This is a genomic window from Luteimonas sp. 3794 (genome assembly GCF_031456825.1).
GTDB lineage: Bacteria > Pseudomonadota > Gammaproteobacteria > Xanthomonadales > Xanthomonadaceae > Luteimonas.
Window position 1 is genome coordinate 134,964 of record NZ_JAVDVJ010000001.1, and the last position, 13,687, is coordinate 148,650.

At 68.1% G+C, this 13,687-nt stretch carries 13 protein-coding genes; 8 read left to right on the forward strand and 5 right to left on the reverse strand.

Annotated elements, in window-relative coordinates:
* Nucleotides 1-153: 153 nt before the first annotated feature.
* The 3 genes from J2X52_RS00620 to J2X52_RS00630 form a co-directional block, all read right to left on the reverse strand.
* Nucleotides 154-732: a diffusible signal factor-reguated Ax21 faimly protein gene (locus J2X52_RS00620; RefSeq protein ID WP_310147391.1), complete on the reverse strand. Its 579-nt coding sequence runs from the start codon at nucleotides 730-732 to the stop codon at nucleotides 154-156.
* 237 nt (nucleotides 733-969) lie between these two features.
* Nucleotides 970-1,437, reverse strand: coding sequence for a tRNA (cytidine(34)-2'-O)-methyltransferase (locus J2X52_RS00625; protein WP_310147393.1), 468 nt, complete (start codon nucleotides 1,435-1,437; stop codon nucleotides 970-972).
* A 34-nt stretch (nucleotides 1,438-1,471) separates the two neighbouring features.
* Nucleotides 1,472-2,176 (reverse strand): SDR family oxidoreductase, encoded by a 705-nt coding sequence (locus tag J2X52_RS00630; protein ID WP_310147395.1) that lies wholly within the window; start codon nucleotides 2,174-2,176, stop codon nucleotides 1,472-1,474.
* Between the two features lie 325 nt (nucleotides 2,177-2,501).
* On the opposite strand from J2X52_RS00630, the gene J2X52_RS00635 reads away from it, so the two are divergent.
* From J2X52_RS00635 to J2X52_RS00670, 8 genes are all read left to right on the forward strand, one after another.
* Nucleotides 2,502-5,372, forward strand: coding sequence for a pitrilysin family protein (locus J2X52_RS00635; RefSeq protein WP_310147397.1), 2,871 nt, complete (start codon nucleotides 2,502-2,504; stop codon nucleotides 5,370-5,372).
* 143 nt (nucleotides 5,373-5,515) lie between these two features.
* Nucleotides 5,516-5,827 (forward strand): DUF4156 domain-containing protein, encoded by a 312-nt coding sequence (locus J2X52_RS00640; RefSeq protein ID WP_310147399.1) that lies wholly within the window; start codon nucleotides 5,516-5,518, stop codon nucleotides 5,825-5,827.
* 172 nt (nucleotides 5,828-5,999) lie between these two features.
* On the forward strand, nucleotides 6,000-7,313 hold the full coding sequence (locus J2X52_RS00645) for a M20 family metallopeptidase (RefSeq protein ID WP_310147401.1): 1,314 nt from the start codon (nucleotides 6,000-6,002) through the stop codon (nucleotides 7,311-7,313).
* 25 nt (nucleotides 7,314-7,338) lie between these two features.
* Nucleotides 7,339-7,707: a hypothetical protein gene (locus J2X52_RS00650; RefSeq protein WP_310147403.1), complete on the forward strand. Its 369-nt coding sequence runs from the start codon at nucleotides 7,339-7,341 to the stop codon at nucleotides 7,705-7,707.
* A gap of 32 nt (nucleotides 7,708-7,739) precedes the next feature.
* On the forward strand, nucleotides 7,740-8,564 hold the full coding sequence (gene queF / locus J2X52_RS00655; RefSeq protein ID WP_310147405.1) for an NADPH-dependent 7-cyano-7-deazaguanine reductase QueF: 825 nt from the start codon (nucleotides 7,740-7,742) through the stop codon (nucleotides 8,562-8,564).
* A gap of 78 nt (nucleotides 8,565-8,642) precedes the next feature.
* Entirely contained in the window at nucleotides 8,643-8,840 is a 198-nt protein-coding gene (locus tag J2X52_RS00660; protein WP_310147407.1) for a LysM peptidoglycan-binding domain-containing protein, read from the forward strand.
* Nucleotides 8,841-8,865: 25 nt separating this feature from the next.
* The gene (locus J2X52_RS00665; RefSeq protein ID WP_310147409.1) at nucleotides 8,866-9,330 is read left to right on the forward strand and encodes a hypothetical protein; all 465 of its coding nucleotides are present in this window, start codon (nucleotides 8,866-8,868) and stop codon (nucleotides 9,328-9,330) included.
* 272 nt (nucleotides 9,331-9,602) lie between these two features.
* On the forward strand, nucleotides 9,603-11,834 hold the full coding sequence (locus tag J2X52_RS00670; RefSeq protein WP_310147412.1) for an NADP-dependent isocitrate dehydrogenase: 2,232 nt from the start codon (nucleotides 9,603-9,605) through the stop codon (nucleotides 11,832-11,834).
* A 9-nt stretch (nucleotides 11,835-11,843) separates the two neighbouring features.
* Here J2X52_RS00670 and J2X52_RS00675 read toward each other — a convergent pair whose 3' ends face one another.
* Together J2X52_RS00675 and J2X52_RS00680 are read right to left on the reverse strand one after the other, a co-directional pair.
* Nucleotides 11,844-12,416, reverse strand: a complete 573-nt coding sequence (locus tag J2X52_RS00675; protein WP_310147414.1) for a hypothetical protein — start codon at nucleotides 12,414-12,416, stop codon at nucleotides 11,844-11,846.
* 224 nt (nucleotides 12,417-12,640) lie between these two features.
* On the reverse strand, nucleotides 12,641-13,666 hold the full coding sequence (locus J2X52_RS00680; RefSeq protein WP_310147416.1) for an NADP-dependent oxidoreductase: 1,026 nt from the start codon (nucleotides 13,664-13,666) through the stop codon (nucleotides 12,641-12,643).
* Between the last annotated feature and the right edge of the window lie 21 nt (nucleotides 13,667-13,687).

Here is a 13,687-nt window from a genome sequence, read left to right on the forward strand (position 1 = left end):
GGGGCGCCGCGGGCTGCCACTGGAATCTTTTGGCCGTTCCGACCCACCAAAAAAAGAACCCGACCATTGCTGGCCGGGTTCTGACGGTGTCCGGGAGAGAGAGGCGCCGGGGAAGCGCTGGGGACCGGACACCGCGGGGGAGCGGTGTGGCGCTTACCAGGTCAGACGCGGACCCACGAACCACTGGGTGTCGCCACCCTTGATCAGCTTGATGTCGCCGGCGACGCCGAAGTTCGGATTGAACTTCCACTGCGCGCCGAGGCGGCCGTAGAACTCGCTGTCGAAGCCACTGTCGAGATCTTCGTAGCCGGCCAGTGCGTAGCCTTCCAGCGCCGGCAGCAGCGCGGTGCGCGCGCCGACTTCGACCGAATAGCCGTCGGCATCGAAGCCTTGGCCGAAGTCGAGCTTCTGGTAGGCGACACGCGTCAGCAGATCGGTGCGCGGCGACACTTCGTGGTTGTAGCCGACGCCCAGGCGCCACTGGTCGCGGTCGAGCGAGCTGTTGTCGACGCTCTCGCGGGTGTAATCGCCGAAAGCGTGGAAATTCGGGTGGAACGCGGCGGAACCGCGGATCGACCAGCCATCGGAATCGACGTCACGGTTGACCGGCGCGATGTCGGACTTGCTGGCCGAGTAGCCGCCTTCGACATAGTTGTAGGACAGGCCTTCGGCGGCGTTCGCGGCGAAGGGGAGCGCAGCGGCGAGGGCGGCGATCGGAAGGAGGCGCTTCATCGGGGTGTTCTCTCCGGCCGGGCCCTGCGTGGAGTCCGGCTCTTATGGGTGTCGCGGTTGAAAATGCCGGCCCGGGTGACAGGGAGGGGATGCGCTTCGAGGGGAGGGGAAGCACGATCACCCGGGCCGGTAGGACGCATTCTCGACCTGCGCGTGCAACCCGCGCTGAATATTGAACTCTCAAGTACAGGAACTTTTGGCGCGCCGTTCAGGTCGGCGCTGCGCCGCGCAGGTGGGTCAGAGATCGCCGCCCGCGTAGCCCTGTTGCCGCCACGCCTCGAACACGACCACCGCGACCGCATTCGACAGGTTGAGGCTGCGGTTGCCCGGCTGCATCGGCAGGCGCAGGCGCTGCCCGTCCGGCACGCGGCCGAGCACGTCGTCGGGCAGGCCGCGGGTCTCGCTGCCGAACAGGAAGGCGTCGCCCGGGGCGAATGCAGGTGCGTCGAAGCGGACGCTGTTGCGGGTGCTCAGCGCGAACAGCCGCGCGGGCTTAATCGCGGCCAGCGCGGCGTCGAGATCGTCATGGACCTGCAGCGTCGCGTACTCGTGGTAGTCGAGACCCGCGCGGCGCAGATTGCGGTCGTCGAGATCGAAGCCCAGCGGTCGCACGAGATGCAGCCGCGCGCCGGTGTTGGCGCACAGGCGGATCGCGTTGCCGGTGTTGGGCGGAATCTCGGGCGTGTGCAGGATGACGTCGAACATGGGCCGGACCGGTCTGCGGGCCGGCCATTGTCGGTCACCAGGGCAAAGCTGCGCCGGTCCAGTCGAGGAATCGGCCGCTGTCGTCGATGCCGAGACCGGCGATCACCCGGCGCAGGCCGGCGACCGACGCTTCGGGCACTTCGCTGGCCTGGGCGCCGCCCATGTCGGTCTGCACCCAGCCCGGGTGCAGGGCGACGACGACGATGCCGCGCTCGCGCAGGGCGTGCGCCAGCTGCACCGTCGCCATGTTCTGCGCGGCCTTGCTGATCGCGTAGCTCGGCGTGCCGAAGCGGGACGTGCCGGCGATCGAACCGAGTTGCGAGGAGAGATTGGCGACGCGTGCGCCGTCGATGAGCAGCGGTGCCAGCGCCTGGGTCAGCAGCAGCGGGCCGGTGACATTGATGCGCAGGCTGTCTTCGAGCGTATCGGCGCTCAGCGTGCCGAAGCGCTCGCCGCTGTGCAGCACGCCGGCGTTGTTGATCAGCAGGCCGATGCGCGCGTCCTCGCCTGCGGCCAGCGGCCACTCGCGCACCAGTTCGTCGCGCGAGCGGGCATCGCCGACGTCCAGCGGCAGCACCTTCAGATGGCCCGGGTATTCGGCGGCGAGCGTATTGAGCGCGGTCGCTTTGCCGGGCTGGCGACAGGTCGCGACGACGCGCACGCCGTCGGCGAGCAGCTGACGGACGAATTCCAGGCCGAGGCCGCGGTTGGCGCCTGTGACGAGGGTCCAGTGGGTCATGACGTGCAGCTCTCGGGTAGGAACAGATTTCGATGCTAGTCGCGCCGGGGTGAGGATCAGGCGGGTAGCGTCCGATATACACCTCTCCCTTTGGGAGAGGTCGACGCGCGGCAGCGCGTCGGGTGAGGGCTGTGGGCTTCGCCGGTCATGCGTCAAACGCACCCTCATCCGCCCTCCGGGCACCTTCTACCCCGGTGGGTACGTCGTCCCAAAGGGAGAAGGACAAACGCAGCGCCCGACCCCCGACCATGACCTGCGACCCGTGCCGAAGGGACTGCGGCTGGCTACGATGCGGGTCCAACTCCGCCAGAACCCAAGGACCGGCATGTCCGCTGACCATCTTCGTAACGCTCCGACCCGCCCGCGCGCGGCTCTGCTCGCGCTGGCCACCGGCCTCGCCCTGTCCGGCATCGCCGCCGCGCCGGTGGCGTGGGCCGCGCCGCCCGCCCAGGCTGCCGGCGTCGACATTCCGTACGAGACCTTCACCCTGCCCAACGGCCTGCGTGTGGTGGTGCACACCGACCGCAAGGCGCCGATCGTCGCGGTCAACATCTGGTACCACGTGGGCAGCAAGGACGAACCCGCCGGCCGCAGCGGCTTCGCGCATCTGTTCGAGCACCTGATGTTCCAGGCCAGCGAGAACCACGACGGCGAGTTCTTCGACCCCTTCAAGCAGGTCGGCGTGACTGACCAGAACGGCACCACCAACACCGACCGCACCAACTACTTCCAGAACGTGCCGACCACCGCGCTCGACATGGCGCTGTGGATGGAATCCGACCGCATGGGCCACCTGCTCGGCGCGGTCGACCAGGCCGCCCTCGACGAGCAGCGCGGCGTGGTCCAGAACGAGAAGCGCCAGGGCGAGAACCAGCCCTACGGCCAGGTCTGGGACAAGCTCACCCGCGCGCTGTACCCGAAGGGCCACCCCTACCACCACGGCGTCATCGGCTCGATGAACGACCTCAACGCGGCCGCGCTCGACGACGTCAAGCAGTGGTTCCGCACCTGGTACGGCCCGAACAACGCGGTGCTGGTGCTGGCCGGCGACATTGATGTAGCCACCGCGCGGCGCAAGGTCGCGCAGTACTTCGGCGATATCCCCGCCGGCCCGACGATGGCGCAGCCCGCCGTCGACGTGGCCAAGCGCAGCGCCGACACCCGCGAGACGATGGAAGACCAAGTGCCGCAGGTGCGCATCTACCGCGCCTGGAACGTCGCCGAACTCGGCACGACCGACATCGATCACCTGCAGGTGCTCGGCAGCGTGCTCGGCGGCGCCAAGGCCTCGCGTCTCGACCGCCGCCTGCTGCACGGCGACCGTCTGGTCGACAACATCAGCGCCGGCGCCTACGGCTCGCAGCTGGGCTCGAACTTCGTCGTGATGGCGACCGTCAAGCAGGGCGTGGATCCGGCGACGGTGGAAGCGGCGATCGACGAGGAACTCGCGCGTCTGATCGCCGAAGGCCCGAGCGCCGAGGAACTCGAACGCGCCAAGACCTCGTTCCGCGCCGGTTTCGTGCGCGGCATCGAGCGCATCGGCGGCTTCGGCGGCAAGGCCGACGCGCTGGCCGAGTGCACCGTCTACGAGGGCGATCCGGGCTGCTTCCGCGCCTCCCTGGCGAACGTCGCCGCGACCACCGCCGAGGACGTCAAGGCCGCCGGCGCCAAATGGCTCGACGTCGGCAGCCACACGATCACCGTCGTGCCGGGTGCACGCACGCCGCTGGTCGAGGAACCGGCGGTCACACCCGCCCCGTTCACCCCGCCCGCGCCGGACCGGAAATACAGCACCACGCGCAGCCGCATCGACCGCAGCGCCGGCGTACCGAAGACCGCGTCGTTCCCGGAGCTGAAGTTCCCGGCGCAGGAGCGCGCGACGCTGTCGAACGGTACCCAGGTGATTCTCGCGCGCCGGCCGGAGATTCCGGTCGTGCAGCTGAGCTACGAGTTCAAGGGCGGCTACACCGCTGACCTGGGCCGCACGCCGGGCACCGCCAGTTTCACGATGAACGTGCTCGACGAAGGCGCCGGCGGTCTGGGCGCGCTCGACTTCGCCGATCGCGTCGAAGCACTGGGCGCGAGCCTCGGCGCGGGCGCATCACTCGACGGCAGCAATGCCTACGTCTCGGCGCTGAAGGAGAACCTCGACCCGTCGCTGGCGCTGTTCGCCGACATGCTGCGCCGGCCGAACTTCGACCAGACCGAAATCGACCGCATCAAGGCGACGTGGATCGCCGGCATCGCGCAGGAGAAGGCGCGTCCGTCGAGCGTGGCGATGCGCGTGCTGCCGCCGCTGGTCTATGGCGAAGGCCATCCGTACGCGATTCCGTTCACCGGCAGCGGCAACGAAGACGCGATCGCGAAGCTCACGCGCGACGAGCTGGTCGCCTTCCACCGCGCCTGGGTGCGTCCGGAAGGCGCGACGCTGATCGTCGTCGGCGACACCACGCTGGAGGAAATCGTGCCCATGCTGGAAACGCACTTCGGCGACTGGCGCGGCACCGGCCCGGCGCCCGCGCCGATCGAAGTCGCCGAGGTCGCACGTCCCAGCGCCGCGCGCGTATTCCTGATCGATCAGCCCGGCGCAGTGCAGGCGAACATCTTCGCCGCGCAGGTCATCCCGCCGACCAACGATGCATCCTCGACCCGTTTCGACATGGCCAACACCGTGGTCGGCGGCGACTTCACCGCACGTCTGAACATGAACCTGCGCGAGGACAAGCACTGGTCCTACGGTGCGCGCAGTTCGGCCAGCGGCACGCTGGGCCAGCGCCCGTGGATGGCGTCGGCGCCGGTGCAGATCGACAAGACCGCCGAGGCGATGGCCGAGATCCAGCGCGAACTGACCGACCTCGCCGATGGCGAGCGTCCGGCGACTGCCGCCGAACTCGCCCGCGCCCAGGCGATCCAGACCCTGAGCCTGCCCGGCGCCTACGAGACTGCGTGGTCGGTGATGTCGACGATCGGCGGCAACGTGCGCTTCGGTCGTCCGGACGATTACGTGTTCCAGCGCAAGGCCGAGATCGAGTCGATGACGGTCCAGGATCTCGCCGGCGTGGCGACGACGATCGATCCCAAGGCACTGACCTGGGTCGTCGTCGGCGATCTCAAGCAGATCGAGGCGCCGATCCGCGCGCTCGAGCTGGGCGAGGTGCAGGTGCTCGACGCGGACGGCAAGCCGGTCGCACGCTGACGCCTGTCAATGTCCTGCCGCGCTCGCAGCTGACGCGTGCGGCGGACTTGAACGGGGCCAAGGGCAGTGATCGCCCGCTCAGCCGATGCCCGCCACAATGGCGGGCATCGCGACCCATCCCACGAATCCCCGGAGCATTCCGAATGCATAAGTCCCTGACTGTGATGCTGCTGTCCCTGTCCGCCGTCGGCTGCACCTGGGTACACATGGCGCCGGGCGCGAGCGCGGTACGTGTGACGAGTGCGGCGCCTGCCGACTGCCAGAAGCGTGGCGAGGTCGAAGTCTCGGTCAAGCACAGCATCGCGTTCGTCGAACGCAACCAGCTGCGCGTGCGCGAAGAACTGGAAACCCTGGCGCGCAACGAGGCGCCCGGCCTGAACGCCGACACGATCAGCCCGTTGGGTGAACCGGCCGGCGGCAGTCAGCGCTTCGGTGCCTGGCAGTGCGGTCGCTGAAAACACGCGTCGCTCCGATGTAGGAGCGCGCTTGCGCGCGATGGGGCTTGCGCGCGACAGGCCTCATCGCGCGCAAGCGCGCTCCTACAGATCTCCGGATGCTTCCGCACGGTTGCGCCTGAAAGGCCGCTGATCCACTAGCATCGACCGGTCTCCAATCGAGGATCCGCCGATGCATCGTCTCGCTACTGCGCTGCTCTGCGCCTGTGCCGCCCTGCCCGTCCTGTCGCACGCGCAGGAGGCGCAACGTCCTGAAGTCGCCACGGCTGCGACCGCGCTGCAGTCCAAGCTCGTCGACTGGCGCCGCGACATCCACCAGCATCCCGAGCTCGGCAACCGCGAGACGCGCACCGCAGCGCTGGTCGCCGAGCATCTGCGCAGCCTCGGCCTCGAACCGAAGACCGGCATCGCACACACCGGCGTGACCGCCGTGCTCAAGGGCGGTCGTCCCGGCCCGAAGATAGCGCTGCGCGCCGACATGGACGCCTTGCCGGTCACCGAACAGACCGGCCTGCCCTTCGCGTCCACCGTGACGACGACCTATCGCGGGGAACCCACCGGCGTCATGCATGCCTGCGGCCACGATGCGCACGTCGCGATCCTGATGGGCGTGGCCGAAGCGCTGGTCGGCATGCGCGAGCAGCTGGCCGGCGAAGTGCTGTTCGTGTTCCAGCCCGCCGAAGAGGGCCCGCCCGACGATGAAGACGGCGGCGCGTCGATGATGCTGGCCGAAGGGATTTTCCGCGACTTCAAGCCGGACGCGATCTTCGGCCTGCATGTGTTCTCGACGCTGCAGGCCGGCCAGCTGGGCGTGCGCGGCGGTCCGCTGATGGCGGCGTCGGACCGTTTCAACATCAAGGTCACCGGCCGGCAGACCCACGGCTCGCGGCCTTGGGGCGGGATCGATCCGATCGTCGCCGCGGCCGATCTCATCGGCAGCGCGCAGACGATCGTCAGCCGCCGCACCAATATCTCCGAGCTGCCCGCGGTGGTGAGCTTCGGCGCGATCAAGGGCGGCATCCGCTACAACATCATTCCAGACAGTGTCGAGCTGGTCGGCACGATCCGCACCTTCGACGAGGACGTGCGCAGCGACATCTTCGCCGACCTCAAGAACGTCGCCGAACACGTCGCCGCTGCACATGGCGCCACCGTCGAGGCGCAGGTGCCCGACGCCACCGGCAACCCGGTCACCGTCAACGACCCCGCCCTGACCGCACGCCTGCTGCCGAGCCTGCAGGCGGTCGCCGGCGCGGAGAACGTCGTCGAAACGCCGCTCAACATGGGCGCCGAGGATTTCGCGTACTACGCCAAGGAAGTCCCCGCGATGTTCTTCTTCGTCGGCGCGACGGCGGCAGGCAAGGACCCGGCGACTGCACCGAGCAACCATTCCCCACAGTTCGACCTCGACGAATCCGCGCTGGATCTGGGGTTGCGCGCGATGCTGCAGGCGACGCTCGACTATCTCGATACGCCGGCCGGTTGAGCCGGCACGACACGGAGGGTTTGCGATGACGATCCGATTCCGCGCCGCGCTCGCCTGTCTCGGCCTGTGTGCGGCACTGCCCGCCCTCGCCGGCGGCGCGTCCTACCGCCTCGATGCCGACCTGCACCACCAGGGACACGCGCTCGGCAGCGCCACCGTCGTGCTGGAAGCCGGTGCGCCCGGTCGCCTGCAGGTGGACGGCGACGACGGCTACGCGCTGACGCTCGTGGTGCAGCCCGAGGGCGAGATCATCCGCGTCGAGGGCACCCTGTCCCGCCCCGGGCGCGATGATCTCGCGTCCGAGCCCTTCGCGATGTTGCTGCGGCCGGGCGCGCCGGCGCGGATGACCACCGGCACGTTCGACATCGGCCTGACCGTCGAACCCGTGCCGTGAGGCGCCGCGCGCGCGGCGACTAAAATGCGCGCATGAGTACCCCGCACGATTCCAGCCTCGGCCGCAGTGTCGGCTATCCCGACCATTACGATCCGACGCTGCTGTTCCCGATCCCGCGCGCGCCCGCGCGGGCGCAGCTCGGCCTTGCCGACGGCGCCGCGCTGCCGTTCGCCGGCCACGACCGCTGGCATGCCTACGAACTGGGTTGGCTCGACGGCCGCGGCAAGCCGGTGGTCGCCACCGCGACGCTGACCGTGCCGGCGGAGTCGCCGTATCTGGTCGAGTCGAAATCGCTGAAGCTGTATCTCAACTCGCTCAACACCAGCCGTTTCGACGATGCCGAGACGGTGCGCACGCGCATCGCCGACGACATCTCGGCGGCGGCCGGCGCCACGGTCGAGGTCGCGCTCGGCTTGCCGGCGTTCGGCACCGACGCCGCGGACGACATCGTGGATCTCGACGCGCTGGCGATCGACATCTACGACTACGGTCCGCCAAATCCGGCGCACCTGGGTATCGCCGACGGGGCACCGGTGCGCGAACGCCTGGTCTCGCAGCTGTTGAAATCCAACTGCCCGGTCACCGGCCAGCCCGACTGGGCCAGCGTGCACATCGACTGGCACGGGCCGCGCCTCGACCCCGCCGGCCTGCTGCGGTACCTCGTTTCCTACCGCGACCACGCCGGCTTCCACGAGCAGTGCGTGGAGGGCATCTTCCTCGACCTGCTGCGCGCGGGCGCACCGACCGCGCTGTCGGTGGAGGCGCGCTACACGCGCCGCGGCGGGCTGGACATCAATCCGTGGCGCGCGACGCCCGGCCACGCGATGCCGGCGCGCCTGCGCGACGAACGGCAGTAGTCAATTGCACACCCCGCGCGATGGATTCTTAACGTGCAGCGTGGGAGCCTGCCCCGTCGCTTCCACGCAACTCCGGCCATGACGTCTTCCCGCATTCCAGATGCCCACCCGATGCGCACCTATGTCGTGCGCAAGGACGACACGCTGTCCGGGATCGCCGAATCCGAACTCGGCGCCCAGGACCGCTGGCGCGAGCTGTTCGACGCCAACCGCGACGTGCTCGACGATCCCGATGCTCTCCACGCCGGCCAGGTGCTGCAACTGCCTGCCGCGTGATCGATTCCCGACTCCAGGAGTTTCCATGACCCGACCCGTCGTCCTGACCCTGGCTGCCGCACTCGGCGGCGTGCTGCTGCTGGCCGGCTGCAATCGCGATGCGCCCACACCGGCGGCGCCGCCGGCACCGACCGCGCCCGAACCACCTCCGGCGCCCGCGCCACCTGCACCGGCCACAGTCACCAGCGTCGAACTCGGCAACGCCGTCGACGACCAGAACCGCGTGTCGACACCGGCCTCGGAGTTCGCGACCACCGATACCATCTACGCGTCGGTCGGCACCGAGGGCGAAAGCGCGGCCAAGCTCGCCGCGCGCTGGACGTTCGGCGAAGGCCAACTGGTCCGCAACACCGAAGCCGATGTCGTGGCCGGCCCGCAGGTCATCGCCTTCGACATCCACCATCCGGAAGGCTGGCCGGTGGGCACCTACAAGCTGGAAGTCTCGCTCGACGGCACGGTGGTGGAGACGCGCGAGTTCTCGGTGAAGTAAACCGCAGCGCGCGCATCGTTTTGAACCCACACGCGGCTTCGGCCGCGTTTTTTCGTGCTGCGCAGTGGCGCGCACCATGCTGTCCCGTATGTCTCCACGCGGGCGGGCGCCTTCCGCGACCTGCGCAAACGCGCGACAATCGAGGGGCTGTGTCGTCCGCACGCACCGGCCCTCGCCGGTCTCCACGCGGACCCGCCGGCACGCGCGGCCACTGGATGCCGCGACGCGCGCCGGCCACGCATTCCCCCCGCTTCCAGACGAGACACGCCCGCATGTCCGATACGCCGAAGATCCTCTACACGCTCACCGACGAAGCCCCGTACCTGGCGACGCAGTCGCTGCTGCCGATCGTCGAGGCATTCACCAAACCGGCGGGCATCGCGGTCGAAACGCGCGACATCTCGCTGGCCGGCCGCATCCTGGCGCAGTTTCCGGAAGCCCTGACCGACGCGCAGCAGATCGGCGACCATCTCGCCGAACTCGGCCAGCTGGCGACCACGCCGGAAGCCAACATCATCAAGCTGCCGAACATCAGTGCCTCGGTGCCGCAGCTGAAAGCCGCGATCAAGGAACTGCAGGGCCAGGGCTTCGCGCTGCCGGATTACCCGGACGTGCCGAAGAGCAACGAAGAGACCGACATCAAGTCGCGCTTCGACCGCACCAAGGGCAGCGCGGTGAACCCGGTCCTGCGCGAGGGCAACTCCGACCGCCGCGCACCGAAGTCGGTGAAGGCATTCGCGCGCAAGCATCCGCATCGCATGGGCAAGTGGTCGGGTGATTCGAAGTCGCACGTCGCGCACATGAGTGAGGGCGATTTCTACGGCAGCGAGCGTTCGGCGACGCTGGAGAAGGCCGGTGCGCTGAAGATCGAACTCGTCGGCAGCGACGGTGCGACGACCGTGCTCAAGGATGCGGTGAAGGTGCAGGCGGGCGAGATCGTCGATGCTGCGGTGATGTCGCGCAAGGCGCTGTCGAATTTCATCGAAGCGCAGATCGAAGACGCGAAGGCCAAGGGCGTGCTGTTCTCGCTGCACCTCAAGGCGACGATGATGAAGGTCTCCGACCCGATCATGTTCGGCATCGTCGTGCAGGCGTTCTACCGCGACGTACTGGACACGCATGCCGACGCGCTGAAGCAGGTCGGCTTCGATGCCAACAACGGCATCGGCGATCTGTACGCCCGCATCCAGACCCTGCCGCAGGACCAGCAGGACGCGATCCGCGCCGACATCGACGCGCTCTACGCCAAGCGCCCGGCGCTTGCGATGGTCAATTCCGACAAGGGCATCACCAACCTGCATGTGCCGAGCGATGTCATCGTCGATGCCTCGATGCCGGCGATGATCCGCGACTCGGGCGGCATGTGGAATGCCGACGGCAAGTTGCAGGACGCCAAGGCCGTGATTCCCGACCGCTGCTACGCCGGCGTGTTCCAGGCGGTCATCGACGACTGCAGGACGCACGGCGCGCTCGATCCGACGACGATGGGCTCGGTGCCCAACGTCGGCCTGATGGCGCAGAAGGCCGAGGAATACGGCAGCCACGACAAGACCTTCGAAATCCCGGGCGACGGCACCGTGCGGGTCACCGACGCCGACGGCAACGTGGTGTTCGAACACGCGGTCGAGAGCGGCGACATCTGGCGCATGTGCCAGACCAAGGACGCGCCGATCCAGGACTGGGTGAAGCTCGCGGTCAGCCGCGCGCGCCTGTCGGAAACGCCGGCGGTCTTCTGGCTCGACAAGTCGCGCGCGCACGATGCGCAGGTGATCGCCAAGGTCGAGACCTACCTCAAGGACCACGACACCGCGGGTCTCGACCTGCGCGTGCTGCCGCCGGTCGAGGCGACGACGTTCTCGCTCGAGCGCATCCGCAAGGGCGAGGACACGATCTCGGTCACCGGCAACGTGCTGCGTGATTACCTGACCGACCTGTTCCCGATCATGGAGCTGGGCACCAGCGCCAAGATGCTGTCGATCGTGCCGCTGATGGCCGGCGGCGGCCTCTTCGAAACCGGCGCCGGCGGCAGTGCGCCGAAGCACGTGCAGCAGTTCGTCGAAGAGAACTACCTGCGCTGGGATTCGCTCGGCGAGTTCCTCGCGCTGGCCGCGTCGCTCGAACACCTGGGCAACGCCTACGACAACCCGAAGGCCAAGGTGCTGGCCGCCGCGCTCGATGTCGCCAACGGCCGCATCCTCGACGAGAACCGCTCGCCGGCGCGCAAGGTCGGCGAACTCGACAACCGCGGCAGCCACTTCTACCTCGCCCAGTACTGGGCGCAGGCGCTGGCCGACCAGGACGACGACGCCGATCTGAAGGCGACGTTCGCACCGGTGGCGAAGGCACTGACGGAAGGCGAAGCCGCGATCCTGTCCGAACTCAACGGTGCGCAGGGCAAGCCGGTCGAGATCGGTGGTTACTACCATCCGGATCTGGCCAAGGTGGTCGAGGCGATGCGCCCGAGCAAGACGCTCAATGCGGCGATCGATGCGCTCAAGCAGTAATCGTCCGCTTCAATGTGTGATCAACAGGCCCGCTTCGGCGGGCCTGTTGCGTTGAGGCTTCGCTTTGCTTTGGCCGTTGTCGTTGCCGTTGCCGTTGCCGTTGACTTTCTGCTGAAGCCTCATCGAGAACCCAAACCCGGAGGGCGCCGCACATGGATGTGCGGCGTTTTCCGACCGAGGCAGGATGCCGAGTCGGAAAATCGCGGTGCCCGCGGCGCCGCGGGCTGTGGACGTTTCGGAGAGACGTTTTTCTTTGGTTCCGTTTCTTTGACTCGCATCTTCGATGCTCGCCCCTTCGGAGCCGGCTACGCCGTTCGCACTGCGTGCGTGGGCGTCTACCAAAAGAAATGAACTCGGCCGCGCCAGCGGACGAAAGCGTTTGATTCCGCTTTGGATACCTGAAACAGGCAAGTACAGGGCTTCCACTCGCCTGCCGGCGAGCGGGTCACTTTTCTTTGCTGGCCCAAAGAAAAGTAACCAAAAGAAACGGCCTCCCCGACGAAGCACATCCGGCCTTTCGTTCGTTCCGGGATTTTTCGACTCGCCATCCATGGCTCGGTCGAAAAACGCCGCCCCATCCATGGGCGGCGCCCTACAGGTCTTGACGGTGTGCCGGCGAGTCATTGCTCTGACGAAGCAACGGCAACGGCAACGGCAAAAGCGATGGCGCCACCGACAGCATCTTCACTGCGTCAGCACGAAACGTCACGGAACGAGTGAACCTGCGCAAAAAAAACGGTGCCGCCAGGGACGCACGCTTCGAGTCGTCTACGCACGGCGCGTCCGGACAACAGGCCGCACGCCCCTCAATCCGCGATCTTCACCAGCAACTTCCCGAAATTCCGCCCCGCCAGCATCCCGATGAACGCCTCCGGCGCATTCTCCAGACCCTCCACCACATCCTCCCGATACCGCACGCGCCCATCGCGCAGCCACTGCCCCATCTCGCGCACGAACTCGGGATAGAGCGCAATGAAATCGCGCTGGATGAAGCCGCGCACGGTCAGGTGCCGGCTCAGGATCAGGCCCATCAGTTGCGGCACGCGATCCGGACCGGCCGGCGGTGCGGTGTCGTTGTAATGCGCGACGAGGCCGCACACCGGAATGCGGGCGAAGTCATTGAGCAGGGGCAGCACGGCGTCGAACACCTTGCCGCCGACGTTCTCGAAGTACACGTCGATACCGTCCGGACATGCGGCCGCGAGCTGGTCGGCGAAATCGTCGGCCCGGTGGTCGAGAGCCACATCGAAGCCGAGATCATCGCGCACGTGCGCGACCTTCTCCGGCCCGCCGGCGATGCCGACGACGCGCGCGCCATGGAGTTTCGCGATCTGGCCGACCGTCGCGCCGACCGGACCACTGGCCGCGGCCACGACGACCGTCTCGCCGTGCTGCGGCTTGCCGATCTCGTGCAGGCCCGCGTACGCAGTGAAGCCGGGCATGCCGTGGACGCCCAGCGCGGTCTGCACCGGCAACCCGGACGGGTCGAGTTTGCGGCGCAGGGTTTCCCCGTCGACGACGGCGTGTGTCTGCCAGCCGGCATGCGCGAGCACGAGATCGCCGGGCGACCAGGCGGGATGCAGCGATTCCACGACCTCCGAAATCGTGCCGCCATCCATGACCTCGCCGATCTCGACCGGGGCGGCGTAGGAACGACCGGCGTTCATGCGACCACGCATATACGGATCGAGCGAGAGCCAGCGGTTGCGCAACAGCACCTGGCCGTTGCGAGGCGCGGGCACCTGGCATGTTTCGATCCGGAAATCCGCGGTGGTCGGCGCGCCCTTAGGGCGTGACGCGAGGACGATGCGGGTGGCGGTGGAGTCGCTCATCGGGCCGGCCTGTTCGAGTGG

Excerpts from the sequence above, each read along its gene's own strand:
- J2X52_RS00635 (WP_310147397.1), top strand. The coding sequence starts at position 2,502 with ATGTCCGCTGACCATCTTCGTAACGCTCCGACCCGCCCGCGCGCGGCT.
- J2X52_RS00665 (WP_310147409.1), top strand. The coding sequence starts at position 8,866 with ATGACCCGACCCGTCGTCCTGACCCTGGCTGCCGCACTCGGCGGCGTG.
- J2X52_RS00620 (WP_310147391.1), bottom strand. The coding sequence starts at position 732 with ATGAAGCGCCTCCTTCCGATCGCCGCCCTCGCCGCTGCGCTCCCCTTC.
- J2X52_RS00675 (WP_310147414.1), bottom strand. The coding sequence starts at position 12,416 with ATGGATGGGGCGGCGTTTTTCGACCGAGCCATGGATGGCGAGTCGAAA.
- J2X52_RS00640 (WP_310147399.1), top strand. The coding sequence starts at position 5,516 with ATGCATAAGTCCCTGACTGTGATGCTGCTGTCCCTGTCCGCCGTCGGC.
- J2X52_RS00660 (WP_310147407.1), top strand. The coding sequence starts at position 8,643 with ATGACGTCTTCCCGCATTCCAGATGCCCACCCGATGCGCACCTATGTC.
- J2X52_RS00630 (WP_310147395.1), bottom strand. The coding sequence starts at position 2,176 with ATGACCCACTGGACCCTCGTCACAGGCGCCAACCGCGGCCTCGGCCTG.
- J2X52_RS00650 (WP_310147403.1), top strand. The coding sequence starts at position 7,339 with ATGACGATCCGATTCCGCGCCGCGCTCGCCTGTCTCGGCCTGTGTGCG.
- queF (WP_310147405.1), top strand. The coding sequence starts at position 7,740 with ATGAGTACCCCGCACGATTCCAGCCTCGGCCGCAGTGTCGGCTATCCC.
- J2X52_RS00625 (WP_310147393.1), bottom strand. The coding sequence starts at position 1,437 with ATGTTCGACGTCATCCTGCACACGCCCGAGATTCCGCCCAACACCGGC.
- J2X52_RS00680 (WP_310147416.1), bottom strand. The coding sequence starts at position 13,666 with ATGAGCGACTCCACCGCCACCCGCATCGTCCTCGCGTCACGCCCTAAG.
- J2X52_RS00670 (WP_310147412.1), top strand. The coding sequence starts at position 9,603 with ATGTCCGATACGCCGAAGATCCTCTACACGCTCACCGACGAAGCCCCG.
- J2X52_RS00645 (WP_310147401.1), top strand. The coding sequence starts at position 6,000 with ATGCATCGTCTCGCTACTGCGCTGCTCTGCGCCTGTGCCGCCCTGCCC.